This window comes from Nocardia sp. NPDC051052, from assembly GCF_044456045.1.
Classification (GTDB): domain Bacteria; phylum Actinomycetota; class Actinomycetes; order Mycobacteriales; family Mycobacteriaceae; genus Nocardia.
Window position 1 is genome coordinate 122,408 of the sequence record NZ_JBITFL010000013.1, and the last position, 26,294, is coordinate 148,701.

23 protein-coding genes are annotated in these 26,294 nt (G+C 67.3%); 10 read left to right on the top strand and 13 right to left on the bottom strand.

The annotated features are described in order from the left end of the window. Positions 1-38 precede the first annotated feature (38 nt). On the top strand, positions 39-992 hold the full coding sequence (locus ACIBCN_RS35445) for a hypothetical protein (protein ID WP_396996149.1): 954 nt from the start codon (positions 39-41) through the stop codon (positions 990-992). Positions 993-1,034: 42 nt separating this feature from the next. Here ACIBCN_RS35445 and ACIBCN_RS35450 read toward each other — a convergent pair whose 3' ends face one another. The 5 genes from ACIBCN_RS35450 to ACIBCN_RS35470 are packed head-to-tail and all read right to left on the bottom strand — an operon-like array spanning position 1,035 to position 8,015. Then, the gene (locus tag ACIBCN_RS35450; protein WP_396996151.1) at positions 1,035-2,483 is read right to left on the bottom strand and encodes an NAD-dependent succinate-semialdehyde dehydrogenase; all 1,449 of its coding nucleotides are present in this window, start codon (positions 2,481-2,483) and stop codon (positions 1,035-1,037) included. Next, entirely contained in the window at positions 2,476-3,768 is a 1,293-nt protein-coding gene (locus ACIBCN_RS35455) for an aspartate aminotransferase family protein (RefSeq protein ID WP_396996152.1), read from the bottom strand. The genes ACIBCN_RS35450 and ACIBCN_RS35455 overlap by 8 nt, the downstream gene beginning before the upstream one ends. Further along, positions 3,765-5,000: an MFS transporter gene (locus ACIBCN_RS35460; RefSeq protein WP_396996153.1), complete on the bottom strand. Its 1,236-nt coding sequence runs from the start codon at positions 4,998-5,000 to the stop codon at positions 3,765-3,767. Before ACIBCN_RS35460 ends, ACIBCN_RS35455 begins: the two co-directional genes overlap by 4 nt. Beyond that, positions 4,997-6,259, bottom strand: coding sequence for a 5-aminolevulinate synthase (gene hemA, locus ACIBCN_RS35465; RefSeq protein WP_396996155.1), 1,263 nt, complete (start codon positions 6,257-6,259; stop codon positions 4,997-4,999). Before hemA ends, ACIBCN_RS35460 begins: the two co-directional genes overlap by 4 nt. 37 nt (positions 6,260-6,296) lie before the next feature. Beyond that, entirely contained in the window at positions 6,297-8,015 is a 1,719-nt protein-coding gene (locus ACIBCN_RS35470; protein WP_396996157.1) for an acetolactate synthase catalytic subunit, read from the bottom strand. Between the two features lie 130 nt (positions 8,016-8,145). Between ACIBCN_RS35470 and ACIBCN_RS35475 the strand changes: the two genes are divergently transcribed. Further along, entirely contained in the window at positions 8,146-9,027 is an 882-nt protein-coding gene (locus ACIBCN_RS35475) for a LysR family transcriptional regulator (protein WP_396996158.1), read from the top strand. Here the strand turns inward: ACIBCN_RS35475 and ACIBCN_RS35480 are convergent. The 8 genes from ACIBCN_RS35480 to ACIBCN_RS35515 all read right to left on the bottom strand — a co-directional run bounded on the left by ACIBCN_RS35480 (position 9,024) and on the right by ACIBCN_RS35515 (position 18,742). Beyond that, entirely contained in the window at positions 9,024-9,848 is an 825-nt protein-coding gene (locus ACIBCN_RS35480; protein WP_396996159.1) for a hypothetical protein, read from the bottom strand. The genes ACIBCN_RS35475 and ACIBCN_RS35480 overlap by 4 nt on opposite strands. Before the next feature lie 46 nt (positions 9,849-9,894). After that, positions 9,895-10,668 (bottom strand): DUF4239 domain-containing protein, encoded by a 774-nt coding sequence (locus ACIBCN_RS35485; RefSeq protein ID WP_396996160.1) that lies wholly within the window; start codon positions 10,666-10,668, stop codon positions 9,895-9,897. A gap of 13 nt (positions 10,669-10,681) precedes the next feature. Then, positions 10,682-11,764 carry a polyprenyl synthetase family protein gene (locus ACIBCN_RS35490; protein WP_396996161.1) on the bottom strand — a complete coding sequence of 361 codons (1,083 nt, stop codon included), beginning with the start codon at positions 11,762-11,764 and terminating at the stop codon, positions 10,682-10,684. Further along, positions 11,761-12,885 carry a flavodoxin-dependent (E)-4-hydroxy-3-methylbut-2-enyl-diphosphate synthase gene (gene ispG / locus ACIBCN_RS35495; RefSeq protein ID WP_396996163.1) on the bottom strand — a complete coding sequence of 375 codons (1,125 nt, stop codon included), beginning with the start codon at positions 12,883-12,885 and terminating at the stop codon, positions 11,761-11,763. The genes ACIBCN_RS35490 and ispG overlap by 4 nt, the downstream gene beginning before the upstream one ends. Continuing rightward, a complete protein-coding gene (gene ispH, locus ACIBCN_RS35500) occupies positions 12,872-13,834 on the bottom strand; it encodes a 4-hydroxy-3-methylbut-2-enyl diphosphate reductase (RefSeq protein ID WP_396996164.1) in 963 nt (320 codons plus the stop codon). Before ispH ends, ispG begins: the two co-directional genes overlap by 14 nt. Further along, a complete protein-coding gene (locus tag ACIBCN_RS35505) occupies positions 13,831-16,140 on the bottom strand; it encodes a germacradienol/geosmin synthase (protein WP_396996165.1) in 2,310 nt (769 codons plus the stop codon). Before ACIBCN_RS35505 ends, ispH begins: the two co-directional genes overlap by 4 nt. 29 nt (positions 16,141-16,169) lie before the next feature. Further along, a complete protein-coding gene (locus ACIBCN_RS35510; protein WP_396996357.1) occupies positions 16,170-17,192 on the bottom strand; it encodes a polyprenyl synthetase family protein in 1,023 nt (340 codons plus the stop codon). A gap of 131 nt (positions 17,193-17,323) precedes the next feature. Beyond that, positions 17,324-18,742 (bottom strand): family 2B encapsulin nanocompartment shell protein, encoded by a 1,419-nt coding sequence (locus ACIBCN_RS35515; RefSeq protein WP_396996167.1) that lies wholly within the window; start codon positions 18,740-18,742, stop codon positions 17,324-17,326. A 413-nt stretch (positions 18,743-19,155) separates the two neighbouring features. On the opposite strand from ACIBCN_RS35515, the gene ACIBCN_RS35520 reads away from it, so the two are divergent. The 8 genes from ACIBCN_RS35520 (at position 19,156) to ACIBCN_RS35555 (ending at position 26,269) form a co-directional block, all read left to right on the top strand. Further along, positions 19,156-19,437, top strand: a complete 282-nt coding sequence (locus ACIBCN_RS35520; RefSeq protein WP_150407324.1) for a DUF2277 domain-containing protein — start codon at positions 19,156-19,158, stop codon at positions 19,435-19,437. 87 nt (positions 19,438-19,524) lie between these two features. Next, positions 19,525-20,109: a biotin transporter BioY gene (locus tag ACIBCN_RS35525; RefSeq protein ID WP_396996169.1), complete on the top strand. Its 585-nt coding sequence runs from the start codon at positions 19,525-19,527 to the stop codon at positions 20,107-20,109. Then, entirely contained in the window at positions 20,102-21,217 is a 1,116-nt protein-coding gene (locus ACIBCN_RS35530; RefSeq protein WP_396996171.1) for a class I adenylate-forming enzyme family protein, read from the top strand. The genes ACIBCN_RS35525 and ACIBCN_RS35530 overlap by 8 nt, the downstream gene beginning before the upstream one ends. Next, complete coding sequence (locus ACIBCN_RS35535; protein ID WP_396996173.1) at positions 21,214-22,341, top strand: thiolase family protein; 1,128 nt, start codon at positions 21,214-21,216, stop codon at positions 22,339-22,341. Before ACIBCN_RS35530 ends, ACIBCN_RS35535 begins: the two co-directional genes overlap by 4 nt. Beyond that, entirely contained in the window at positions 22,338-23,018 is a 681-nt protein-coding gene (locus tag ACIBCN_RS35540; RefSeq protein ID WP_396996175.1) for an energy-coupling factor ABC transporter ATP-binding protein, read from the top strand. The genes ACIBCN_RS35535 and ACIBCN_RS35540 overlap by 4 nt, the downstream gene beginning before the upstream one ends. Beyond that, positions 23,015-23,617: an energy-coupling factor transporter transmembrane component T family protein gene (locus ACIBCN_RS35545; RefSeq protein ID WP_396996176.1), complete on the top strand. Its 603-nt coding sequence runs from the start codon at positions 23,015-23,017 to the stop codon at positions 23,615-23,617. Before ACIBCN_RS35540 ends, ACIBCN_RS35545 begins: the two co-directional genes overlap by 4 nt. Beyond that, on the top strand, positions 23,610-25,031 hold the full coding sequence (locus ACIBCN_RS35550) for an AMP-binding protein (protein ID WP_396996178.1): 1,422 nt from the start codon (positions 23,610-23,612) through the stop codon (positions 25,029-25,031). Before ACIBCN_RS35545 ends, ACIBCN_RS35550 begins: the two co-directional genes overlap by 8 nt. Before the next feature lie 110 nt (positions 25,032-25,141). Then, positions 25,142-26,269 (top strand): serine hydrolase domain-containing protein, encoded by a 1,128-nt coding sequence (locus ACIBCN_RS35555; RefSeq protein WP_396996180.1) that lies wholly within the window; start codon positions 25,142-25,144, stop codon positions 26,267-26,269. Positions 26,270-26,294: the final 25 nt, after the last annotated feature.

The window sequence follows — 26,294 nt, forward strand, 5'->3', positions numbered from 1 at the left end:
CGTGGTGGCGGCGCCCCTCGATCAATAGGCTCGATGGTGTGAACCGACGAGTTCTGCTGCTTATCACCGCCGGCGGCGCGGTCGTGTTGGTGCCGTGGATCGTGTTCGTCGTCCGGGCCCTCCCGGATGGCTACACCACAGACCAATGGCGGCTTGCCTGGGTTGGCTTCGACGTGCTGCTGCTGACGGGTCTCGGCGCCAGCGCCTGGTTGGGGTTCCGGCGGCGGCGCGCCGCGGTGCCGGTGTTGATCGCCACCGCGGCGTTACTCTTCTGCGACGCATGGTTCGACGTTGTCCTTGATTGGTCGAGCGGTGACCGATGGAGCAGCCTGCTGATGGCCGTCGGCGCGGAGATTCCGCTCGGGTTGTTCCTGATACTGCGCGCCCGCCATATACTCGCCGCGGATGAGCCACCGCGGGTCGTCACCGCGCGGGAAGTTCGCGAAATCTTCACCAATCCCGTTCGGCAACAGATCATGCACGCGCTTACGGCGGAACCGACGACGGTGCGGTCCCTCGCGGCGCGGCTGCACGCCGATCCGGCCGAGGTTGCCACCGAACTACGCACATTGGAAGTCGCGGGCTTCGTCCACGGCGACGAGGACCGGTGGCGCAAGCGTCCGCTCGACCTGCGCTGGCCGGTACCAGCCCAGATCAGCACGGAGGATCTGGCCAACTTCGCGGCATGGCAGGACCAGAAATTGGCGCAGGACCTGGAAATGCTCGAGAACGTCGCTCGGCATGCCGAGCGCTACGGACCGTGGACGAAGTGGTCGCGTGGCGGACTGCTGCTCACACCCGAAGAACTCACGCGGTTCTTCGACGAGTACCTGGAACTGCTCCTCCGGTACGGTGCGCTGCGTGACCAGGCTGGGGGCGGCCAATCCGGTCGATTCCGGGAACCCAAGGACCTCGAGCGGATCACCGTCCGGTTCTACACCTTCCCGCAAAGCATCGGCGAGCCTGTCGCCGCTCCCTCGGCCGAGCACTGAACCGCCACCGGTAACCGGCGAATCAGCTACCCGAGATACCGGCTAAGGCAGGGCGATGTATTTGGTTTCGAGGTATTCCTCGATGCCTTCGGTGCCTGCTTCGCGGCCGAGGCCGGATTCCTTGATGCCGCCGAACGGGGCGGCGACGTCGGAGATCACGCCTCGGTTGATGCCGACCATGCCGGATTCGATGGCCTCTGCGACGCGCAGGGCGCGGTCCAGGTCGGTGGTGTAAATGTAGGCGGCTAGGCCGAATTCGGTGTTGTTGGCGGCGATGATCCCCTCCGTCTCGCCGTCGAAGCCGGTGATCGCGGCTACCGGGCCGAACACTTCCTCGCGCAGGATGCGGGCGTCGGCGGGGACATCCGCCAGGACGGTCGGCTCGTAGAAATAGCCCTCGTCCCCGGCGCTCGCGCCGCCGGTGCTGACGCGCGCGCCCTTTTCTGTTGCGTCCCTGACCAATTCGGCGACCGCGCGGCGTTGCTTCGCGCTGATCAGCGGCCCTACCTGCACCCCGTCGAGGTGGCCGGGACCGATCTTCAGTGCGCGCATCCGGTCGGTCAGCCTGGTGGTGAATTCCGCGCGGACGGCGTTGTCGACGTGGAATCGATTCGCCGCGGTGCAGGCCTCCCCGGTGTTGCGCATCTTGGCGGCCATGGCGCCGTCGACCGCGGCATCGAGGTCGGCGTCGGCGAAGACGACGAACGGGGCGTTGCCGCCGAGCTCCATCGAGGCGCGCAGCACGCGGGTAGCCGCTTGCGCGAGCAGGGTTTTGCCGACGGCGGTCGAACCGGTGAAGGTGACTTTGCGCAACCGATCGTCGGTGAACATCGGGTCGGTGAGCTGCGCGGCCTCGGAGGTCGGCAGGATCGACAGCACGCCGGGCGGCAGTCCCGCGTCGGCGAAGACCTGGCCGAGCAGCAGCATGGTCAGCGGCGTCTCGGCGGCGGGTTTGACCACCATGGTGCAACCGGCCGCGAGGGCGGGGGCGATCTTGCGGGTGCCCATGGCGAGCGGGAAGTTCCACGGCGTGATGGCCAGCGTCGGTCCGACGGGCTGTTTGGTGACGAGGATGCGGCCGGTGCCCGACGGTGCGTGCGTATAGCGGCCGTGCACGCGGACCGCCTCCTCGGCGAACCAGCGCAGGAACTCCGCGCCGTAGGTGACCTCGCCGTGGCTCTCGGCCAGCGGCTTGCCCATCTCGAGGGTCATCAGCAACGCGAAGTCGTCGCGTCGCGCGATCACCAGTTCCCAAGCGCGGCGCAGGATTTCCGCGCGTTCGCGCGACGGTGTCGCGGCCCAGGCGGCTTGTGCCCCGGCGGCGGCGTCGAGCGTGCGGGCGCCATCGTCGGCGGATGCGTCGGCGACCTCGATCAGGACCTCGCCCGTCGCGGGGTTGTCCACGGGGAAGGTACGTCGCGCAGGCACCTGCTTGCCGCCGATCCACAGATCGGTGGGCAGGGCGGCGAGCAGGTCGGCCACCTCACGCATGGTCGGCTCCGATCTCGGAGACCGCGGCCAGGGTCTGATCGAGCCGCTCGGCGAGCTCGTCGATGAGCTCCGGCGTGCTGTTCAGCGGCGGTGCCACGAGCACCGAATTGGTCGCCTTGTTGATGCCCGCCGTGCACAACACGAGCCCATTCTCCTTCGCAGCGGCGATAATTCGCTTGTTGGTGTCCGCGGCCTGGTCGGCGTTGATGTGCAATGCCCGCATCAAGCCCATACCTGACTGATCCGACAGCAGCGCCGGGTAGCGGTGGCACAGCGTCGTCAGCGCTTCCGCGAGCAGCCCGCCTGTCCTGGCCGCATTACTCAGCAGCCCTTCGTCTTCGAGGACGCTCAGTACCGCGTTCGCGGCGGCGCAGGCAAGCGGATTCGCGGACATGGTGTGCCCCAGCGCAATCGGGCCGAGCGGCTCCGCGATCGCGGCGGTGATGGTCTCGGCGACGAAAGTTACCGCGAGGCTGGTGTAGCCACCCGTGACACCCTTACCCGACGTCAGGATGTCGGGCGCGATGCTGGAATGGTCGCAGGCCCACCACTTTCCGGTGCGCCCGAAGCCGGACATGACCTCGTCGGCGATGAGCACGATCCCGTTGTTCCTCGTCTCCCGGCGCAGCCAGTGCATCGTGTCGATATCGATCGGCGCGGCACCGGAAGACGCACCGCCGAGCGGCTCGATGACGATCGCCGCCACCTTCGACGGACCGACGCCGAGTAGCGCCTGCGCCCACTCCTCGTGGGTGGCGCGCCGCCGACCGGGCTTGGGCCGCACCAGCACTCGATTCCCGCTCGACTGACCGAGCAACGGTTCCACCGACGGATCCCGTTTGTTGGGGCTGCCGGTGATGGAGAGCGCCCCCGCCGTCATCCCGTGGTAGCTGGGCTCTTCGGACAGAATGACGGTGCGCTGCGCCTTGCCGCGGCGGTGCTGGTAGGCGAAGGCCAGCCGCAGGGCGCATTCGTTGGCCTCGGACCCGGAGTTGCTGTATTCGATCGCCGCTGTCTTGGCGGGTGCGATCGCCAGCAGTCGTTCGGTGAGCCGCGCCGCCGGATCGTTCCGGAATTGCGTGCGGTGCACGAAAGTCAGCTGTCCGAGCTGAGCTTCGATGGCCTGCAAGACCTTCGGATGCGCGTGTCCGACATTCACATTGAGCACGCCGGAAGACCCGTCGAGATAGTCGTTTCCGTCGGCGTCGTAAATGTAGGGGCCCTTGGCCCACGCGGCGACGGGGAGGGCGGTGCGGCTTGGCGCCGTGGCCGGAGCGGGAATCATGCTGGCTGACGGTCCTTTCGAAGGAGGACGAGCAGCGCGGCCGCGACCAGGGCCGCCGCGATGCCGAGGAGGCCGGTCAGGCCGGCGAAGGCCGCGCTGCCGACGGTGAGCGTGCCGAGCAGCGTGGTGCCGATCGCGATGCCCGCGTTCATCATCGAGTTGTTCCAGGCGACGACGGACGCGCGCTGGGTGGGATCGGCCGACGACAGGTAGGCCTGCTGGCTGGAGTAGAACGCCCCGCCGAAGACGCACCACAGGGTCAGTGCCGCCAGCGCGAGGATCATGTTCTGCGTGCTCAAAGCCACTGCGGCACAAGGCGCGAACGCCGCCGCGGCGACGACCGAGACCCATACGCCGCTCACCTTGCGCCGGTGCAGGTGGTCGAGGATGGTGCCGGTGCTCAGCGAGCCGATCAGCGAGCCCGCGCCGACGAGCAGCCCGACGAGACCAAGGGAGTTGAGGCTGAACCCGAATCGCTGCGCGAAGATCACTCCGACGAAGGTGTAGGCGCCGAGACGGCCCGCCTGCAGGAACAGCGTCGCGATGAGGCCCAGGCTGATTCGTGGTTGCGCCCACGGTGCCAGTAGTGCCTTGAAGCCACGTGAGGTTCCGGTGGCCGGTATGTGATCGAGTCGCAGGTACAGCACCGCCGAGGTCGCGATCATCAGCACGCCGACGGCGAGGAACGGCCATCGCCAACTGGTCAGCGAGGCAAGTCCCGCGCCAAGCGGCACGCCGAGCACCTGGCCGAGCGAATAGACGCTGGCGCCGAGCGAGATCACCCGGCCGCGCTTGTGCTGCGGTGTGCGTTCGGCGAGATATGCCCAGATCGCGGGTGCCGCGATCGCCGCGCCGAGCCCGGTGATGCCGCGGCCCGCCACCAGCATCACCAGCGAGCTCGACGCCGCGCAGGCCAGGTTGCCGAGCATGAAGACGAGCGAGCCGAGCAGGATCGACCACCGCCGCGGATACCGGTCGGCGAGGATGCCGAACGGCGGCCCGGCGACCGCGTAGACGAGCACGTAGGCGGTGACGATAGTGGCCGAGGCGGCCACCGACGCGTGCAACGACTGGGCGATACCCGGCAGCATCGGTGCCACCAAGTACATTTCGGCGCCCATGAGGAAGAACGCGGCGTAGAGAAGTATGTGCTGAGCCCACGGCGTTGGGGGCTCAGCCTCCGCCACCGGATGCAGGCTCCGGGGTGGCTTGGGCCGCGTCTCGATACTCATACCGAAACCTTCTCCAGCGCTTCGTGGGTGGCGATCGGGAGGACCGGACGGCGCGGCAGGTTCAGGCGTGACCAGACGGAGTCGATGATCTCGGCGAATCGGTGCACGGCCGCGGGACTGTGCACCGGCGACGGATTGATCCGGAGGCGCTCGGTGCCCCGCGCGACGGACGGGAAGTTGATCGGCTGGGCGTATTGGCGGTATTCCTCGAGCAGGATGTCGGCCAGTTCTTTGCATTTGTACGGGTCACCTACGAGAACGGGAACGATGTGACTTTCGGTGGACACCAACGGGATTCCGGCGTCGGTGAGCAGGTCCTGGAGTAGCCGCGCCCGGTGGTGCAGCAGGATGCGCTCGTTGTCCGATTCCCGCAGGTGCCGCACGCTGGCCAGCGCCGCCGCCGCGAGGGCGGGCGGCATCGCGAGGGTGAAGATGAACGCGGGCGCGAAACTGCGCACGGCGTCGAGAATCGGCGCGGGTCCGGTCAGGTAGCCGCCGAGGGTGCCGTAGCCCTTGGCGAAGGTGCCCATCAGCAAGTCGACCTGATCCGCGCACCCAAGGTGCGCGGCCATACCGGACCCCTCCGGGCCGTACATGCCGACCGAGTGTGCCTCGTCGACGTAGACGAGCGCGCCGTGTTTCTTTGCCACGGCACACAATTCGGGCATCGGCGCGACATCGCCGTCCATCGAGTAGATCGATTCGAAGGCAACGATTTTCGGCCGGTCGGGGTCGGTGGCCGCGAGCAGCTCGTCGAGATGGGCCGGATCGTTGTGCCGGAAGATGCGCCGCTCGGCGCGCGAGGCGCGCATGCCGAGGATCATCGACGCGTGGTTCTGTTCGTCGGAGAAGAAGATGGCGCCGGGCAATTCCTTGCCGAGCACGCCGAGCACCGCGTCGTTCACCGCGTAACCGGTGATGAATGTCAGGCCCGCTTCCTTCCGATGTAGTTGCGCCACTTCGCGTTCGAGCAGGATGTGGGTGTGGTTGTTGCCGGAGATGTTGCGTGACCCGCCCGCCGCGACACCCGAGCGATTCACCGACCGGTGCATGGCCTCCACGACGGTGGGGAACTGGCCCATGCCGAGGTGGTCGTTGCTGCACCACACCGTGATCTCGCGCAGCCCCTCCCGGTGGTGATGTATCGCGTGCGGGAATCTGCCTGCCAGGCGCTCGATTTCGACGAATGTTCGGTACTGACCCGAAGCGCGGATGTCGTCGATTCGTCTTTCGAAGAAGGCCGTGTAGTCGAAGGTCATGGGAGTCTCCGTTTTCTCGAAGGGGTGAGCTGTTCGGTCAGTTCAACTTCTGGTCGGCGAGATGATCGGTGAGCGCGCGGTTGGTATCCCAACCGGTGATGGGTGGGTAGGCATCGGAGTCGGTGACGACGTCGAGCACGGTGGTGGCCGGATCGACGATCGCCTTCGAAAGGGCTTCGCGCAGTTCCACATCGGTGTGGATGGTGTGCCCGTGGGCGCCGCAGGCGGTGGCGATCTGCGCGTGATCGACGTGACCGAGTTCGACGGCCGAGGTCGGCCTGCCGAACTGGACGATTTCGGCGTGCTTCTGGTAGCCGAGGATGGCGTTGTTCAGCACGATCACCACGACATTCAGGTTTTCCCGCACGGCGGTCTCGATCTCCGCCCAGCAGTGCGCGAAGCCGCCGTCACCGACGAGGCAGATGACCGGCGCGTTAGGTCGCGCCGCCTTCGCCCCGAGCGCCAGCGGGAGCCCCCAGCCGAGCCCGGCCATGCCGCGCGGCAGCAGGAAGCGCTGGCGGTTGGTGGTGGCGCGGATGTAGTTGGCCACCCAGATCGAGGAATAGCTGGCGTCCGCGACGACGATCGCGTCATCGGGCAGCAGGGTGCTGATCTCGTCGGCGACCCGTTCGGGGCGCAGCGGCTGCCGCGTGGAGGTCCGCACCGCGGCCGTCGTCGTCTCGAATTCGGCGCGGGATCGGGCGATCTGTGCGGTGATCGCGGCCCGGTCGGCGCCGCGCTCGCTCAGGTCGAGTTCGCGCAGTGCGGCCGCGAGGTCGTCGATGCCGGTCCGGACGTCGCCGACCAGTCGCAGCGCCGGATAGTTGCGGCCGATCTCGGTGGGATCGATGTCGAGGTGGATGAAGGTGGCGTCGCGGGGGAACAGGCTCCAGCCGTCGGTGCCGTTCTCGTTGGTACGGGAACCGGCGAGCAGGACGGCGTCCACCCCGGCGATCCATTCCCGCATGCCGTGCGAAACCCCGTGCGGGCCCATGTAATTGCCGATGACCCCGACGCTCAGGTCGGCGGTGTCGGGCACCACACCCTTGCCCATGGGCGTGGTCGCGACCGGCAGCGACGCCAGGTCGCTCAACCGGGCCAGCGCGGCACCCGCGTCGGAGGAGACCGCCCCGCCGCCGGCGACGACGAGCGGCCGCTTGGCGTTGGCCAGCAGTTTCGCCGCGGTGCGGACAGCGGCCTCGGGCGGCCGGATCCGATCGAGCGGAAACATCGTTGGACCCAGGTGCTTGGGCAGGAGCGGTGCGGCGAGCTCGAGGACATCCTTCGGCAGCATCAAGACCGCGGGGCCCGGCCGTCCGCTGGTCGCCGCCCGGAATGCCGCGTCGATATAGTCGTGCACCCGGTCCGGATCGTCGAGGCGGTCGAACCATTTCGTGCATCCGGAGAACAGACTCTGGTGATCGATCTCCTGAAACGCGTTTTTGTTGCGAATCGGGCTCGGTACGTCCTGAATAAGGGCGACCACCGGAATCGAGACCTTCGCCGCCTCGGTGAGCGGCGGAACGAGCAGCGTCGCCGCTGGACCGTTTTGCGCCACCACCACCGAACAGCGTCCGGAGACCCTGGCAAAGCCGTCGGCCATGGTGCCGCCCGCGTTTTCGGTGCGGTAAACGATCTGGCGGATGCCGAGATCCTCGGCCGCCAATACCAGCAGCGACGGCAGGCTCTGGCCGAAGAATTCGGTTATCTGCCTGGCTCGAAGATTCTCGGCTATGGCGGCGGCGACTGTCGGCATCGGAACACCTTCTCGCGGTAGCGGACGTGGACTGGATCGGTAGCTACAGTCTCAGCCCGCGGAGAACCCCAGGTCCAATACGTATTTACTTCCCGTTGATAAGAAACTCTTATCTGGCTAGGCTGACCGCGTGGACGACCTGCGTCGCGTTCGTTACTTCCTAGCGGTAGCCGAGCATCGGCATTTCGGTCGCGCGGCCGAAGCGCTGCACATCACCCAGCCCGCGTTGTCTCAGCAGGTCAAAGCGCTGGAGAAGGAGCTGGGCGTCGAGCTGCTCGCGCGCACCGGCCGCGGCTTCGTCATGACACCGGCGGGTCTGGCGTTGCAGGCGGGTGCCCAGCAACTGCTGTCGGCCGCCGCCGACCTGGAACGCACCGTCCGTGCTCGGGCTTCGGGCACGGCCGGGGAGTTGAAGGTCGCCTTCACTCGATCGGGCTCCGACAGCGATATTTCGCAGCGCATCAGGTCCTTCCGTAAGGAATTTCCGGACATCGATGTGTCGACGATCACGGGCTGGACGTCGTGGAATCTGGACCTGCTGGAATCGGGTGAGGTAGACGTCGCTTTCGTGCGCGGAAATATCGCCCATCCGCGGGTACAAACGCACCTGATCGGGCTGCAGGAAGCCGCGGTGGTGGTCTCCAAAGGGCATCCGCTTGCCGAAAAGGACAGCGTCGAAATCGGCGACATTGTCGACGAGCCGATCGTGCTCTGGTCACGCCAGACCGGACCGGACTTTTACGACGAACTGGTCAGCCATATCTGGGGCGACGGGGCACCGAACCTGGTCGCCGAGGAATCCGACGCCGAACAAGTACTCGACCTGGTATCCAGCGGTACCGGAATCAGCGTGCTCGACCGAAAGCGCGCGACCCGCATCGCGCACGAGAACATCGTCGTCATTCCGTTCGGCACCAACGCACCGCAAATCGCTATCCAGATCGCCTGGATGCGCGGCTCGGAAGCTCCCGCGCTCGCGCATTTCCTCGAATGGTGGCGACGCTGTAGTTAGTCCGCGTGCTTTCTGCGTCTGACGACGGTTACGCCACGGACCGTGGTGAGGACCGCGACCACCATGATCGTCAGCAGCTGCATGATGTTCCAGGCGACGCGGTCGGGTGTCGGTTCGGCTTCCGCCAGATGCATTGGCTGCGGCCGGCTTTCGACGACCGGCAGGTTCGGTACCGGTGCTGTCGGCTCGGGTGCGGGCGGTGGTGGTGCCTCGACCGGGGGCGGCGCGACGACCGGCAACGCAGGGGCCGGTGGGAAGAGCAAGAGCGGCGCACCGGGAAAGGGCGGCAAGTCGCGCGGCCACAGCAGGCACGCCAGCCCGCTGCCGGTGGCGGCGCTGCCGACCACGACGCTGCCGAGTGCGGAGCCGCTGGAGCCGAGGATGCCGTGCGAGCTGCCGGTGACGAGGCCGAGCAGGATCAGCGCGCCGCCGACGGCGACGCTGCCGGTACAGGCGGTTCGGACGTCGTCGGAGTCGAGATCGGGCACTTCGGCAGAGCCACCGGGCAGCGGCTGCGCGGCGACGGGCTCGTCGGCCGGGGGCGGTGCGGGGTCGCTGGCTGGCCCGGCGGCGGTGCCCGCCCTGCCGGTTCCGGGATGACCGTGCCCCGCAGGTGTGCTCGGTCCGAGGCCGAGATCCGCCCCGACGGACGCGCTTCCGGTATCGACGGTCCCCGGAGACGCACTGCCACTGATGATTTCGCCGATCGGCGGCCAGTCCGGCGGCAACAGATCAGCGGCCGCGACCGCAGTCTGAACGGCCAGCAATGCCGCGGCCAGCGGGAGTGCCGACGCGATGACGAGTCCTCTGGTGTGTGCCATGTGCGCACATCCCTATCCGTAAGTGGTGTTCAGGCAACGAATTCCGCTAGGTGATGTGCTGGAACCGGGACAGCGCCGAGGTGAAGGCATCCTTCGGCACGATGTTCCCGCCGGAGAACGGCCGATCGAGGCCGTAGATCGCGACGATCGCCGCGCCGACCACGATGCCGAGCAGCGCGGTCATCAAAATGCTGCGCCTGGAGACCTCGATACCGGAGAACACGGCGGTGCACAACAGCAAAATCGTGGTGAACCACAAAGCGGTGTACAGGAATCCGGGCATGCCGAGGTCCGCGTCCATCGAGCGGTCGTGGCGCGCCTGCGCGACCGCTTCGAGGGCGGCGACGGCACTGGCTCGAACGTCGGTGACGGTGGAGTCCGGCGACTGGATCGCCAGCACGGTGTCCCGCAACGTATCCAGGGTGTCCTGGGTGGACTGGCTCATCCGGCCTTCGTTGTCCATCTCCGGCCACTCCACGTTCACCACCTGCGCGGTGTAGTCGTGCACCAGCTTCTGCACCTGCTGGTGTTCGGGATCGGGCAACGAGTGGGCGGCCCAGTAGACGTCGATGAGCGCCTTGGACTCGGCGATCGTGTGATTGTGCGCGTTGTCGTACTGCTGCCAGCAGATCACCACCACGAAGGCGGCCACGGCCATGAAAAGCGTGTTGATCAAGTCGATGACCTGGGTGCCCGAGGCCTCGGCGTCGGTCTCGCGCCACGAGGCGGGCCGCAGCCGGTCTCCGACCACGAACACGATGACGGCCACGATCGCGACGGCGACGGGCACGAGCAACTGTTGAACGAGCTCACTATCCATGACGCGGCCTTTCCTAGGTGTTCCTCGAGACGACTACATCGGCGACATGGCGCAGTGCCTGGCCGACCGCGGCTGGGAATGGCGCGTCGTCGAGGGCGCGGTTCGCCTGCGCCCAGCGGGTGCGGATCATCGCCTCGACGCGGAAACGTGCGGTGGCGGTGAGGATTTCGCGACAGGTGTCGGCCTGTCCGCTGTCCAATTCCGGATTGCCCAGCAGGGTGCGCAGCTGTGCGGCTTGCGCCGGGTCCGCGTGTTCGAGGGCGAGCGCGACCAGCACGGTGTGCTTGCCGTCGCGCAGATCCTCCAGGTCGGACTTGCCGGTGCGCGCCGGATCGCCGTAGACGCCGAGCAGATCGTCCTGCAACTGGAACGCCTCGCCGATCGGCCTGGCGTAGGCGGTGAGCGCCTCGCGGACCGCGGGGTGGGCACCGGCCAAAGCGGCACCGAGTTGGAGCGGCCGCTCGCAGGTGTAGGCCACCGTCTTGTACCTGATGATCTGCATCGCACGGCCGAGATCGCGCGACGGTCGTGCGGTGGTGATCAGGTCCAGGTACTGGCCGTACATGACGTCGGCACGCATGCCGTCGAGCACCGTGAGCGCCTCGGTCAGCTGCGTGGCGGTCAGCTGTGCGGTGTGCAGCAATTCGGCCGACCAGACCATCGCCAGGTCGCCGAGGACGATGGCGGCGTGTGCGCCGAACCGGTCGGGGTCGCGGCGATCCCGATGCCGCGCCGCCAGCGCGCGGTGCACGGTGGGGTGGTCGCGGCGGGTGTCGCTGTTGTCGATGATGTCGTCGTGGATGAGCACGGCCGCGTGGAACAGCTCGACCGAGGCCGCGGCGCGCACGATCGGTTGCGGCACGGGCATCCGCCCGCCCGCGGCGTGCCAGCCGAGCACGCACAGCAGCGGGCGAATCCGCTTGCCGCCTGCGAAAAGAAAGTCACGCACGATGTCGGTGAGCTCGTCGGGCAGCGCCGGTTCGGTGGCGGTGGCCTTGTCGCGCAGGAACTGGTCGAGTTCGCCGTCCACCCTGGTCCGGATCGCGGCCAGATCCACCGGCGCAGGCGTCGCGGGTTCGGCGTGCGCGGTCGTCATGAGATCCCCTCTGCTGGTGCGTCTTCGGGGTGGCTGGTGAGGGCGATGGCCTCGGCCACCAGCGTTTCCACGATGAGGTGTTCGGGCACGGTGCGAATCACCTTGCCCCGGACGAAGATCTGCCCCTTGCCGTTGCCCGAGGAGACCCCGAGGTCGGCCTCGCGGGCCTCGCCGGGACCGTTGACGACACAACCCATCACCGCGACCCGCAGCGGATGCGGGAACCCCTCGAACGCCGCCTCCACCTGACCGGCCAGCCGATGGATATCGACCTGCAGGCGGCCGCAGCCGGGGCAGGAGACGATCTCGAGCTTGCGCGGGCGCAGGCCGAGTGACTGCAGAATGTGACAGCCCGCCTTGACCTGGTCGACCGGCGGCGCCGAGATGGAGACGCGAATGGTGTCGCCGATCCCCTCGCCGAGCAGGATGGCGAAGGCGACCGCCGATTTGACGGTGCCCTGGAACATCGGCCCCGCCTCGGTGACGCCGAGGTGCAGCGGGTAGTCGCAGCGTTGGGCGAGTAGGCGATTGGCCGCGATCATGGTGCGCGGGTCGTGATGCTTGACCGCGATCTTGAGGTCGGTGAAGCCGTGCTCTTCGAACAGCGCGGCCTCCCAGAGCGCCGATTCGACGAGGGCAGCGGCGGTGGCCGACCCGTGCTTGGCGAGCACGCGTGGATCGAGCGAACCCGCGTTGACGCCGACCCGGATCGGAATGCCCGCTGCCGCCGCCGCTTTCGCGATGTCGCCGACGCGATCGTCGAACTGCTTGATGTTGCCCGGGTTTACCCGCACCGCCGCGCAGCCCGCGTCGATCGCGGCGAAAACGTAACGTGGCTGGAAATGGATGTCGGCGATCACCGGAAGCGGGGATCGGGCCACGATGGTCGGCAACGCGGCCGCGTCTTCGGTGGTCGGCACCGCGACCCGGATGATGTCGCAGCCCGCCGCGGTCACCGCGGCGATCTGCTGCAGCGTGCCGTCGACATCGGCGGTGCGGGTAGTCGTCATGGTCTGTACGGAGATCGGCGCGCCGCCGCCCACCGGGACCCCGCCGATGTTCAGCCTGCGGGTGCGGTGGCGCGGGAGTGCGGTCGGCAGGCCGAGATCACTGCTGGTCATGGAGGTGCCTCACGTCGGGCGGCAGGGCGAACGCGATGTCCTCGACGGTCGTGACGTGTTCGCGAACCGTGACCGGACCACGGGCCAGCAGCGCCTCGATGACCGCATCGACCAGCGCCGCCGGTGCGGAGGCGCCCGCGGACAGGCCGATGGTGGTCGCGGACGCCAGCCACTCGGGCGAGATCGCCGACGCGTCGTCGATGAGATAGGCCGGAACGCCTTGGCGCTGAGCGACTTCCACCAGCCGCTGGGAGTTGGAGGAATTCCGCGAGCCGATGACGAGCATGAGGTCGCTCTGCCGCGCCACCGCCTCGACGGCCTGCTGCCGGTTGGTGCTGGCATAGCAGATATCGGCGCTGCTCGGCCCGTGTAGCTGCGGAAAGCGTTGGCGCAGTGCCTGAATGGTTTCCTCGGCCTCGTCGACCGACAGGGTGGTCTGGGTCAGATAGGCGACCCGGTTTTCGTCGGGGACCTGGAGCGTGGCGGCCTCGGCCGGACTGTCGATCACCAGGGTCACCTCGGGTGCCTCGCCCGCGGTGCCCTCGACCTCCTCGTGCCCGGCGTGCCCGACCAGCACGATGGTGTCGCCGCGTGCCGCGAAACGCCGTGCCTCGGCATGCACTTTGGTGACCAGCGGGCAGGTGGCGTCGATCACCCTCAGCCCGCGCGCTTTGGCCTGTGCGTGCACGGCGGGGGAGACGCCGTGCGCGGAGAAGACGACCGTCGCGCCCGCCGGAACCTCGTCGAGCTCCTCCACGAACACCGCGCCGCGTGCGGCCAGGCCGGCGACCACGTGGGTGTTGTGCACGATCTGCTTGCGGACGTAGACCGGCTCCCGACGATCCGGCGCGGCCAGTAATCGTTCCACGGTGTCGATCGCCCGCTCGACGCCGGCGCAGAACGAGCGAGGGGCGGCGAGTAATACCGTTATCGCGGGGCCGGTTGTCATGGCGACACCGATTGCGGGGCAGCGATATTCGCCTTCAGCGAGCGGCACAGTCCGTCGATGCGGACCGCTCCGGTGCCGAGGCCACTCGGTTGGGCGAACGGCGGCACCTGGCCTGCCTCGATCGGCGGCTCGGTGACCAGGTCCTCGGGCACGCTCCGATAGCGTTCCTCGAGCTGTGCCTCCTTGTAGCGGCCACACGATATGTGCCAGTTGACGATTCCGGCCATCCAGTCCTGGAGTTCGGCGGCGCGCCGGTCCAGCGAATCACGCACCTCCTGACCGAGCTCGTATTCCTCGTAGAGGGCGGGCAATTCGTGGCCGACGATGCGTTCGAACTGTTGCATCCGGGCGGTCAGCAGGTCGTTGACAATGGCGACGCCGTCCTCGGGCCCGCAGTCGAAGAAGTTCTGCATGACGCGGACCGCGTTGTGGAAGTCCCCTTCGTACTGTGTCTCTTTCTGATACGAGAACAGGTCGTTCACCATCGTGGCGTAGTCGCTCGCGGTGTGCTCCAGGTCCAAGATCGTCTGGGTTCGATAGACGTCCGGCGGAACCAGATGGCCGTGCGAAAAACGCGACAACGCCATGGTGAGATCCGAACCAAAAGTGCGGCGGCGCATTTCGACATAGTCGACCGGATCGGGAATGCGATTGGCGATGTCGTTGGCCACCTCCCATTCGCAGCTGTCCAGGAAAGCCACGACGGCGCGGCGGAATTCGCGCTTCTGTTCGTCGTCGAGGACGGCGGTGGTGCGACGCCAGAGGTCGGCGAGGCCACGCTCCATCGCATTGGTCGCGGGCGGAACCACCTCGGACGCCACCGGCATGAACGCCGAGAGGCGTTTGCCCTGCAGCTTGGCCGCGACGATGTCCTTGTGCAGCCCGAATACCTGGGGGTAGTAGTCGTCGACGTAGGTGCCCCAGGCCAGCCAATTGGCCGAGAGATCCAATTCGGTGAGGGTGGCGTCGGGATCCAAACCCGCTGAGCACAGCGCGAAGTCGAACTCGGCGAGATCGACCGGCCGCCACAGCGCGCGGCCGCCCAGTTCCGGTACCGGGCCATGGAAGCCCATTTCCTTGCCCCAGGCGAGGAGATTCGTCCGGGCGGCGTCGACGAACGGACTCAATTGAAGCTGGTAGGGCAGATAGAGATCCGGCAACGCCGTCGGACCGACCTCCTCGAAGCGGGGCCGCAGGAAACTCTTCAGCCTGCTCGTTCCGAGCGCCGCGTTGGGGGCGAACAGATACACCGCGGAACTGCCGAGGCCGACGGGTTTGAACAATCGTGGCAACGGATCGCTCGCGGTCGCGCCGCCCTTGTTCATGTATCTGCTGGAGCGCATGTGCCATTCGTGACCGCCGGATTGCCAGTCCTGCAATCCCTTTGCGTAGGCGACCACGGCGGCCTGATCCTGCGGGCTTGCCGCGTATTCGGCGAACAACATCGGCAGCTCGGTGAGCGCGGTGTGCTCGAACTGCTGCAGACGTGAGGTGAGCAGGTCGTTGACGACGTCGGCGGCACGCTGGGTCTCGTAGCCGAAAAACTGTTCCACCACCAGGATTCCGTTGGCGTTCTCACCCTCCTGACGCACCTCGCGCTCGTAGGAGAAGATGTCGTTGCGCAGGTGCACCGCGTCGGCGAAGGTGTCGCGCAGCACCTCCAGCGGCCTGGTCGCGGCGAGGCCGGCCGGTATCGCGGCGCCGACGGCGTGTTCGACCAGGTTGGCCGACCACGGTGCGCCGCCGACCTTGCGCCGCATCTCGATGTACTCGATCGGATTCGCGATCCGGCCCTCGGTGATGTTGGCCAGCTCCCACCGCGACTCCTCCAGCAGCGCAGTGGTTGTCGCGACAAAGCGCTGCCGCCAGTCCATCGGCATCGACGGCACGGTCCGGACCCACAGATCGGCGAGACCGCGCTCGACCGGATTCGTCGGCTCCGGCAGCGGCCCGCCGGCCAGCGGCATGAAATCCCGCAGCCGCTCCAGATATATCCGCGCGCCCTCGGTGTCCCTGGTGCGCTTGAACAATTCGAGGAAGTGATCGTCGAAATAGAACACCCACACATACCAGTCGGTAATGAGAGACAGTTCCGCGCTGTCACATTCGGGATGGGTGTACGCGCACAGTAGGCCGTAATCGTGCTTTTCGAGATCGGCCTCGTCCCAAATATGGTGGCCCTGTTCCGGTTCGAAGAAACCCATCTCGTCGGCCCAGATCCTGGTGTGCGCCCGTGCGCTGTCCACGTGCGGATTGAGCCTGGCCGGGTAAGGCATGTAGAAATCGGGAAGTTCGAAGGGCTGCATGTCATCTCCTTACGGTCGACACTCGCGGCTCAGTGATTCCGGCGCGAAACCATGCCTGCCAGCACCACAAGATCCGCGGCTGCGACGGGATCGGCCAGTGCCGCGATGGCCGCGCGCACCCGGCCGTCGGCGAGCCGCTCGGTGCTCTCGCGCCCGCCCGCCGACTCGACAAGGGCCGTGGCCCGAGCGGTATCCATCGAGTCCGGATCGCGGCGGTACATCGTCGCCAGCTCCGCGGCCGCCGCGGTGCCGGAGCCGAGAGCCGACACCACCGGCAGCGACATCGTGTGGCGGGCAAGGTCACTCGCCGGTTTGCCGCTGACCTTCGGGTCCCCCCAGATCCCGATCAGATCATCGACGAACTGAAAGGCCATGCCCAGTTCACGCCCGAACGTGTCCATCGCCGTCACGGTGGGCCGCTCCGCCTGCGCGCACACCGCCCCGAGCGCGCAGGCACAGCCCATCAACGCGCCGGTCTTGCCCATGGCCATCCGCGCGTATTCCTCGACATCGATCGGGCCGGCCGACCGGGATCGGCAGTCCTTGTGCTGACCGTGGCACATCTCGATGACCGCCGATTCGAGCTTGGCGATCGCCGCGGTGGCGGTCCGGCCGGGTAGGCCGGTCACCAGTACTCGGGCCGCCAGGCTGTGCAGCGCGTCCCCGAGCAGCATCGCGTCGGGCACACCCCAGATCGTCCAGACGGCGGGCCTGCCCCGCCTGATCTGATCGACATCCATGATGTCGTCGTGCAAGAGCGTGAAATTGTGTATCAGCTCCACCGCGGCCGCCGCGGCGAGCGCGACCCGCGGGGTGGCGCCGCACGCGACGGCCGCGCAGATGGTCAGCGCGGGCCGCAGCGCCTTCCCGCCCGGTTGTAGTGTCGCGGTGCCTTCGGCATCCCACCAGCCGAAGTGGTAGCCGCCCATCCGGCACAGCGGTTCGGGTAATGACGAAACCGCCTCGCGCAGCAGTGGATCGCACATCGTGCGGGCGCTGGACAGGATCTCGCTGGCTCGGTGGCTCGTCGCCGCCGAGGTGCTCTCGACCATCAGCACGTACACCTTCCCTCGCGGTGTCGCCTGCGCCGGAATCCGGCCGCCGACGACCTGGGAACGCCGCGGCTGCTTGGTGTTTCGGGGCCGCCGCGGCGTCGAAGACATCGAGGTCGCTGATCGTCTCGTCAGTCGGTCTGGCGTGCGACGAGGACGTTGTCGAGGATGCCGAGCGCGTCGGGGACGAGGATCGCCGCCGAGTAATAACAGCTCACCAGGTAGGAGATGATCGACTGGTCATCGATGCCCTTGAAGCGGACGTTGAGACTCGGCTCGTATTCGTCGGGGAGCCCGACCGTGTGCAGGCCGATGACGCCCTGATCCTTCTCGCCGAGGCGCATGGCGAGAATGGACGTGGTCTGGGTGCCGCTGACCGCGATCTTGGCGCAGGGGAAGATCGGTACCCCGCGCCACGCGGGCACCCGGTGGCCGTCGACGTCGACGGGATCCGGATACAGGCCGCGCCTGCTGCACTCGCGACCGAACGCGGCGATCGCTTTCGGGTGTGCCAGAAAGAGATTGGTGCTGCGCCGCATGCTGAGCAGTTCGTCCATGTCGTCCGGGGTCGGCGGGCCGGACTCGGTGTAGATGCGCTGCTTCAGATCACAGTTGTTCAGCAGTCCGAACTCGGGGCTGTTGACCAGGTCGTACTCGCGACGTTCGTAGAGCGCCTCGATGGTCAGCCGCAACTGCTGCTGGGTCTGGTTCATCGGATCGTTGAACAGGTCGGCGACGCGGGTGTGCACCCGAAGGACGCTCTGCGCCAGGCTGAGTTCGTATTCGCGTGGGCTGGCGTCGTAGTCGACGAAAGTGCCGTCCAAGAGGGGTTCACCCTCGTGGCCGGAATGGATCTGGATCGCCGCCTCGCCCTGCTTGTTCTGTGGTTGCGCGGCGGCGGCCGCCACCTGGGAGAGTTGTTCCCGCAGCGCCGGAGCGTTGTCGAGCACTTCCTCGAACGCCTGCCGGGACATCACCAGCATGGTGGTCTTGGTGACCGCCTTGACGGTGACCGGCCAAATGGCGGAGTCGTCGGTGATGCATTCGTCGCCGAAGAAGTTGCCGCCGGCGAGCATGCCGAGCTTGGTCTGCTCGCCGTATTCACCGGAACCTATCTTGGCCAATTTTCCGTGCACGATGAGCATGATCTGGTTCATCGGGTTGCCGAATTCGGCGACGACGGTGCCCGGCTCGAGGTCGCGCTGTTCGAATCGTTGCGCGAGTGCCTGCAGCACTTCCTCGTCGTCGACGTCGTGCAGCGCGCGCAGCTCGCGCAGCTCCTCGGGGATGACCTGGGCGTGCGAGCCGTCGATGACGAACTCGATCTCGCCGTTGCCCAGCGTATGGGTGAGGCGGCGGTTCACCCGGTAGACACCGCCGTTGACCTGCGTCCATGGCAGCATGCGGGTCAGCCAGCGTGAGCTGATGCCCTGCATCTGGGGTTCGGATTTGGTGGTGGTCGCCAACTGGTGAGCGGCTACGGTACTGAGACTCTTGCGGCCATTACCGTTGCCATTGCCGTTGCCATTGGTCTCGGTAGAAACTGGCATTTCGATTGTCATATTTGATCCTCACCTCGAAATGGTCACCTCGGACTACGTGTCACGGAATGTCCGAATAGGTGATCGTTCAGATTCGATGGTTGTGCACAGCAGATCGACAGGCGCCGAGTTGCCCGCGAGAACAGAACGCTGGAGTGAATGTTGGTATATGACAGTGCATTTCAACGAGGTTGATCTTAAGTCGCGGAACCTGTTGGGCGCACGCAAACTTCGAATTTTAGTCGTTATTATTCGGATGGTTACGACACGTGTTCGATTGGGACACCAGCGGATTACGCTTTCGCGCGAATCGTGAAAGTCCGGACAGATCGCCGATGTGTAGCTATCTTCCGACCGCGGCGGCCACAGTCCTGTTGTCCCGGACTCGGGCGCTTGTCGTACCGGGGGATTAGCCTCGCAGTATGTGTCGAAACATCACTGCCCTGCGCGGGCTAGAGCCCGCGGCGACGCCGGAAGAGATCCAGGCCGCCGCGCTGCAGTACGTACGCAAAGTGGGCGGGCTGTCCAGCATCTCGGCCGCGACCCAGCCCGCCGTCGATGCCGCCGTCGCGGACATCGCGGCGATCACCACCCGGCTGTTGGACCAACTGCCGGATCGGAAGGTTCCGCCGAAGTCGGTGCCGCCGCTGCGCAGGCCCGAGGTGCAGGCGCGGATCCAGGCCAGGGCCCACTCGCACGACTGATCCTCGGCCGCTGTGCGCGGCTGAGGTCGGCGACCAGGTGCCTGCTATCTTGAACGTCGTTCAAGCTGGTAGTTGGAGGAAGTCGTCGTGGACGGTGTCGAGAACTCTCGGGGGTCGAGAGTCGCCTTTTCCGCGCGGGATATCGCGCAGGTCGCGGTGTTCGCCGCGCTGATCGCGGCGATGGGGCTGCCCGGTGCCATCACGGTCGGTTTCAGTGGTGTGCCGATCACGGTGCAGACGCTCGGCGTCATTCTGGCCGGGGCGATCCTGGGTGCCCGCAAAGGGACGGCCGCGGTGCTGGTGTTCCTCGCGTTGACGTTGATCGGGTTGCCGCTGCTGTCGGGCGGTCGAACCGGACTGACGGCGATGGCCGGGCCGAGTGCTGGATACCTGGTCGGGTGGGTGCCCGCGGCGCTGGTCATCGGCCTGCTGACCGCCCTGATTCTGCCCAAGTATTCGCTGGTTCTCGGTCTGCTGATCAACGCGCTCGGCGGGCTCGTCGTCATCTATCTCTTCGGCACGCTCGGGCTGCTGCTGCGCACCGATCTGGACATCGCGCATGCGATCAGCACCAACTTCGCGTTCATCCCCGGCGACTTGGCGAAGGTTGTCGTCGCGACGGTGGTCGCCAAAGGTGTGCACCGCGCGTACCCCGGTTTGATTCGTGCGTAGTCCGGAGCTGGGCGGCTCCGGTGATCAGCTCGCCATCGAATTCGACGGTCGCGCTTACACTTACGGCCAACTCGACCAGGCGATCGAGCAATGGATCGCACGGGACGCCGCGCCTGTCTACGATGCCTCGACGCTGTCGGTTCCCGACGCGTTGATCTGCGTCTGCGCCGCCGCACGCCGGGGGGTGCCGGTGCTCGTCGAGAATCCCGCGGCGCGTCCAGATCGCCCGGGCATTCCACCTTCGGCGTTCCTGTTGGTGACGACCTCGGGCTCCACCGGTCGCCCACGACCGCTCGCGCGCACCGCGGCCTCCTGGTTCGACAGCTTCCCGGCCTTCACCGCCATCACCGGTGTCGAGGCGACGGACCGGGTGCTCATCACCGGCCCCTTGCACGCGACGATGCACCTTTTCGGTGCGCTGCACGCACTGTGGCGCGGTGCGTGCGTCACCGACGATCCGACCCGAGCGACTGTCGTGCACGCGGTACCCGCCGTGCTGCGCGACGTGGTGCGTAAGGCGCCGAAGCTGCGGACAGCGATCGTCGCGGGCATTGCCCTGGACGACGGCGCCCGTGCGGCGGCGGACGATCTCGAGGTCGTCGAGTACTACGGGTCCGCGGAGGTCTCGCTTGTCGCGGCACGGCGGGTGCCCGAGCCGCTTCGCCTGCTGGACGAGGTCGAGGCCGAGATTCGCGATGGGCTGCTGTACGTCCGGACCCCGTACAGCGTGCTCGGTGCCCCCGAATGGTTCGGCGTCGGTGACCTCGCCGAGCTCGGGGCGAACCGTGAGCTCACGGTCCGGGGCCGGGGTGAATCCGCCATCAATGTCGGCGGCACGACGGTCGTCGCCGAGGACGTCGAACGCGTCCTCGGCACCCTCGACGGTGTCGCGGCGGTCGCGGTGGTCGGCTCGCCGCACGCGGTGTTCGGTGAGATCATCACGGCCGCAGTGCAACTCGACGGCGTCGGGATCGGCGCGGTCCGTGCGCAGGCCCGCGGGCTGCTGCGGAAAGAGGCCATGCCGCGGCGCTGGGTCCCGCTGCCGACGCTGCCACGGACCGCCAGCGGGAAGGTGGCCAGAGGTCAGCTGAAAGACTTGCTGGCATGAACTCGGTCCCCGTGCTGGTAGCGCCGCGTCGAACGCCGATCGGCAATGCCGGGCACGGGTTCGCGGAGCTGACGACCACCGACCTGGCCGCGCCGGTGCTGCGCGAGGTGCTGTCGACGGTGCGCGATGCGGGCGTCGCCGCCGAAGTAGACGATGTCGTCCTCGGTAACTGCTTGGGGCCGGGTGGGGATCCGGCGCGGATCGCGGCGTTGCGGGCCGGTTTCGGCGTGGAAGTTCCCGGTGTCACGGTCGATCGGCAATGCGGGTCCGGGCTGGACGCGGTGATGCAGGCGGCGTTGCGGGTGCGCAGCGGGGCCGATGAGCTCATTCTGGCGGGCGGTGTCGAGTCGGCGAGTACCGCGCCGTGGCGGTTCTGGCCGCCGGTCGCGGGGGCCGAGCCGGTGCGGTACACGCGCGCTCCCTTTGCGCCGCACGGCTTTCCGGACCCCGACATGGGGGTGGCGGCCGACGATCTGGCGCGGGCGCGCGGGATCAGCCGGGAGCGGCAGGACGCCTACGCGGCGCGTTCACACACGCTCGCCGCCGCGGCCGACTTCGCCGCGGAGATCGTGCCGATCGGGGAGGTCCGTCGCGACGAACGCATTCGTTCCGGCATGACCGAGGCGCGCCTCGCCCGGCTGCGGCCCAGTTTCGGTGTCGACGGGACGGCGACCGCGGGTAATTCGTGTGGCATCTCCGACGGGGCCGCGGTGGTCGCGGTGACGAGCGAGTCGTTGGCCGCGGGACTGCCCGCGTTGCGGATACTCGGGTCGGCGGTGGCCGGATCGGATCCCGCGTACCCCGGGCTCGGGCCGGTTCCGGCGATACGGAAGCTGCTGCGGCGCACGGGTGTTGAGGTAGCGGAGCTGGGGATCGTCGAGATCACCGAGGCTTTCGCGTCCGTGGTGTTGGCGGTGTCGGATGAGCTGGGCCTGGACGAATCCACGATCTGCCCGCAGGGCGGGGCGATCGCGATGGGTCATCCATGGGGTGCTTCGGGAGCTATCTTGCTGGTGCGGTTGGCAAGTCAGATGCTGCGCGAGGACGGGCCCGCGCTCGGGCTCGCGGCGTGTGCCATCGGTGGCGGGCAAGGTATTGCCGTGCTCGTGGAGCGTATTTCGTGAGTGATATCGTTTTTTCTTCGGTCAGCCATCGCTTCGGCGAGCGAAAGGTATTGCGCGGCATCGATCTTCGGATCACCGAGCGGCGCGTCGGCATCATCGGGGCCAACGGGTCCGGGAAGTCGACCCTCGCGCGCATGATCAACGGCTTGCTGGCGCCGACCTCGGGCACTGTCACGGTGGACGGCATCGACGCGGCGCGCAAGGGTGGGCAGGTGCGGCGCAAGGTCGGGTTCGTGTTCACCGACCCCGATACCCAGATCGTGATGCCAACGGTCGCAGAGGATCTCGCCTTCTCGCTGCGTCGAACCGGGTTGAGTAAGCAAGAGGTCGCGGCGCGGGTCGAGGAGATGCTGCTCCGGTTCCGGCTGCACGAGCACGGCGACCATCCCTCGCATCTGTTGTCCGGCGGGCAGAAACAATTGCTAGCCATCGGCGCGGTCCTCATCCGCAGGCCCGAGGTGATCATCGCCGACGAGCCGACCACCCTGCTGGATCTGCGCAACGCCCGCGTCGTCGCCGACGCGTTGGACGCGATGGATCAGCAGGTGATCGTCGTGACGCATCAGCTGGCGCTGCTGGACAGTTTCGAGCGGGTCATCGTGATCGATGACGGTCTGGTGGCATTCGACGGAACCCCGGACGCCGCCGTACCCGCCTACCGGGAACTGGTCGAATGATCGGGCTGTACCGCCCCGGCGATTCGCTGCTGCATCGGACACCTGCCGGAGCGAAGCTGTTGCTGCTGATCGTATCGATCGTGGCGGCAACGGTGTTCGTGCGCAGCCCGATCGAGGTCGGGATTGTGGCTGTCGCCGTGGCGGGATTGTTCGCGCTTGCCCGCATTCCATTCGAAGTCGCTGTGGCGCAACTGCGTCCGATGGTGTGGATGTTACTGATCATCGCCGTGTTCCAGGTACTGATTACCACGCCCGCGCGAGCGGTTGTCGTGTGCGGCGTGCTGTTGATCTCGGTGGCGCTCGCGGCATTGGTCACGTTGACCACCCGGGTCACCGACCTGCTCGACACGGTGACCCGCGCGCTCGGGCCGTTGCGCAGGTTCGGCGTCGATCCGGATCGCGTCGGTTTGCTACTGGCGCTTGCCATTCGGTGTGTTCCGTTGCTGGCCGGCATCGTGCACGATGTCGCGGAGGCGCGCCGGGCCCGCGGCCTGCAATGGTCGATGACGGCGCTGGCGACACCGGTGCTGGTGCGCGCGTTGCGCACCGCGGACGCGATGGGTGACGCCCTCGCCGCGAGAGGAGTCGACGATGAGTGAGTTGCTGGCCGAGCGCATCGCCCGGCGCGTCGCCGAGTATCCGGACACAACCGCCGTCCTGTCCACTCGCGAGCACGTCGACTATCGCGACTTCTGGTCGCGCGTCACCCGCACCGCGGCCGGACTCGACGGCATGAATCGCGTTGCGGTGTTGCCGACTTCGGACATCGAATCATTGGTCGTCGTCACGGCGGCCATGTATGCCGGTGTCAGCATCGTGCTGCTGCATCGGCACCTCATGCCGGAGCAACTGACCCGCGTCCTCGAACTCGCGAAACCAGGTGCCGTCGTCGCCTCGCCGCAGCAGCACCGGCGACTGCGGAAGATCGGATACGACGGGGCGATTCACACTGCCGCCGTGCTGGAATCGGACGGTTCACCCGCTCGGGCTCTGCCCGAGACCGAGCTGCTGGTCGGCATCACCTCCGGTACCACCGGCGAACCAAAGCTGTTCGTACGCAACCAGCAATCCTGGGCCACCACCCTCGACCGTTCCGATGCCACCTTCGATATCCGCACTCGCGACCGCGTCTCGACCCCCGGCGTACTCGACCACACCCATTTCCTGTACGGCGCACTGCATGCGCTGACCCGAGGCGCGACCGTGGACCTGCGCCCGGTCGTCGAGTCACTCGAAGCCGGTGCGACCCACCTGTATTCGGTGCCGACCGTCGCCTGGGACATAGTCCGGTCCGGTACCGGACCGTTTCCCGCTGTCCGCGAGGTGCTCTCCTCGGCGGCCCGCTGGCCGCGCACGGGAAGGCAAGCGCTGCAAGCGATGCTGCCGAACGCCTCGCTCGTGCATTTCTACGGCGCCTCCGAACTGAGCTTCGTCTCCTTCGACCGAGGGCTCGGCGACACCGACGAGAACGCGGCAGGCGAACTGTTCGACGGCGTCGAGGTGGACATCCGAGACGGCCTGGTCTTCGTCCGCAGCAGCATGCTCTTCGACGGCTACCTCACCGACCACGGCATCGCGGACGGACCCGTCGAGGGCTGGATGTCGGTGGGGGACAGGGGCCGAACACTCGGCAACCGGCTCCAACTCTTCGGCCGCGACAGCGAAATGCTCATCCGCGCCGGGCTGAACGTAGAGCCCGCCGCCATCGAAGCCGCCCTCACCGCGATCCCCGGCGTCGCCGAGGCCGCCTGCATCGCCATCCCCGACCCCCGCATGGGCCAAGCCCCCGCCGCGGCCATCGTGGTCGACGAAACCGCCCCCACCACCGACGAAATCTGGCGCCACCTCCGCGCCACCCTGCCGAGCCCGAGCATCCCGGTCCAGCTCCGCACCCTGCCCGCCCTCCCGCGCACCCCTCGCGGAAAACTCGACCGCCAAGCCCTCGCCGCGCTCCTCGCAGATGAGCGTGGCACCGGTCCGCGGGCTGGTACCGCGGACCAGCCCGAACGCTAGGAGGGGTTTCGACGGTCAGCGGCTCGGCTCGGACTCTGGTACTCCAGACCGATGTGCTGTAGTACCGCAGTCCAATGTGGCTGCGGTACTGGGGTTTTTACCGTTGGGTCATGCGTATTCCAGCTTTTGCTCTCTCGATCTGCATGGTGGCCGTGGTGTTGGCCAGCTGTGCGGCGGACCCGGTCGAGGCCGCCGCCCGGCCGTTGGGCGGTGCCCGGGTGGACACGGTCAGTCGCGATCTCGACGCGTTGACCCGGTCCGGTGCTGTCGGCGCCCTCGCCACGCTCACCGACAACGGTGTTACGACGGTCCTGACCGCCGGTCTCGCCGATGTCGCCGCTCGAACCCCGATCCTTACCGATCGCGGCGAACATGTCCGGGTCGGCAGCATCACCAAGACCTTCACCGCCGCGATCGTGCTGCAACTGGCGGCCGAGCAGCGGATCGACCTCGACCAGCCGATCGAAAGGTATCTGCCGGGTCTGCTCGTCGGCGACGGCATCGATGGGCGGGTTATCACCGTCCGCCAGATACTGGGACATCGAAGCGGGCTGTCTGAGCCGGTCGAACCCGCGGGGTTGAACGAGCACGAGGCGGCGCGCGTCGGCCGCACCTACACCCCCGCGCAGGAGATCGCCCTCGCCCTACAGCATCCGGCACAGTTCGCTCCCGGCACCGGCTTCGCGTACGCCAACACCAATTACCTCGTCGCGGGCATGTTGATCGAGGCGGTGACCGGGCACCGGTACGCCGATGAACTGCGCGACCGAATCCTCACTCCGCTGAGCCTGTCGGACACGTACCTCCCTGCCACCGGCGAAACCGGTATGCGCGACCCGCATCTGACCGGGTACGCCACGGTCGACGGCGTGCTGGCCGACCAGACGCTGATGGAACCGTCGCTGCCTTGGACTTCGGGTGCGCTGGTCAGTACCGGTGCCGACCTGAACCGCTTCTTCACCGCGCTGCTGGCCGGGCAGGTGCTGCCGCAGGCCCAACTGGGTCAGATGCTCGACGGTGTCGACATGGGCAGCGGTGACGGCATGTCCTACGGGCTCGGCATCGGATACACCCAACTACCCTGCGGCACAAAGTTTGTCGGTCACGTAGGTGGTGTCCAAGGCTTCGCCGCCGTCTCCGGCGCCACCTCATCCGGACAGGCGGTCACCTTCTCCTACACCGGCACCGTGGCTGACACGGACATTGGTGCCCTGCTCACGCACGCGCTGTGTGAGTGAGCATTTCATCGAAGGCACGCCATCG

Coding starts and splice junctions, on each gene's coding strand:
- ACIBCN_RS35450 (WP_396996151.1), bottom strand. CDS start 2,483: ATGCGTGAGGTGGCCGACCTGCTCGCCGCCCTGCCCACCGATCTGTGG.
- ACIBCN_RS35455 (WP_396996152.1), bottom strand. CDS start 3,768: ATGATTCCCGCTCCGGCCACGGCGCCAAGCCGCACCGCCCTCCCCGTC.
- ACIBCN_RS35460 (WP_396996153.1), bottom strand. CDS start 5,000: ATGAGTATCGAGACGCGGCCCAAGCCACCCCGGAGCCTGCATCCGGTG.
- hemA (WP_396996155.1), bottom strand. CDS start 6,259: ATGACCTTCGACTACACGGCCTTCTTCGAAAGACGAATCGACGACATC.
- ACIBCN_RS35470 (WP_396996157.1), bottom strand. CDS start 8,015: ATGCCGACAGTCGCCGCCGCCATAGCCGAGAATCTTCGAGCCAGGCAG.
- ACIBCN_RS35480 (WP_396996159.1), bottom strand. CDS start 9,848: ATGGCACACACCAGAGGACTCGTCATCGCGTCGGCACTCCCGCTGGCC.
- ACIBCN_RS35485 (WP_396996160.1), bottom strand. CDS start 10,668: ATGGATAGTGAGCTCGTTCAACAGTTGCTCGTGCCCGTCGCCGTCGCG.
- ACIBCN_RS35490 (WP_396996161.1), bottom strand. CDS start 11,764: ATGACGACCGCGCACGCCGAACCCGCGACGCCTGCGCCGGTGGATCTG.
- ispG (WP_396996163.1), bottom strand. CDS start 12,885: ATGACCAGCAGTGATCTCGGCCTGCCGACCGCACTCCCGCGCCACCGC.
- ispH (WP_396996164.1), bottom strand. CDS start 13,834: ATGACAACCGGCCCCGCGATAACGGTATTACTCGCCGCCCCTCGCTCG.
- ACIBCN_RS35505 (WP_396996165.1), bottom strand. CDS start 16,140: ATGCAGCCCTTCGAACTTCCCGATTTCTACATGCCTTACCCGGCCAGG.
- ACIBCN_RS35510 (WP_396996357.1), bottom strand. CDS start 17,192: ATGGTCGAGAGCACCTCGGCGGCGACGAGCCACCGAGCCAGCGAGATC.
- ACIBCN_RS35515 (WP_396996167.1), bottom strand. CDS start 18,742: ATGCCAGTTTCTACCGAGACCAATGGCAACGGCAATGGCAACGGTAAT.
- ACIBCN_RS35520 (WP_150407324.1), top strand. CDS start 19,156: ATGTGTCGAAACATCACTGCCCTGCGCGGGCTAGAGCCCGCGGCGACG.
- ACIBCN_RS35535 (WP_396996173.1), top strand. CDS start 21,214: ATGAACTCGGTCCCCGTGCTGGTAGCGCCGCGTCGAACGCCGATCGGC.
- ACIBCN_RS35545 (WP_396996176.1), top strand. CDS start 23,015: ATGATCGGGCTGTACCGCCCCGGCGATTCGCTGCTGCATCGGACACCT.
- ACIBCN_RS35550 (WP_396996178.1), top strand. CDS start 23,610: ATGAGTGAGTTGCTGGCCGAGCGCATCGCCCGGCGCGTCGCCGAGTAT.
- ACIBCN_RS35555 (WP_396996180.1), top strand. CDS start 25,142: ATGCGTATTCCAGCTTTTGCTCTCTCGATCTGCATGGTGGCCGTGGTG.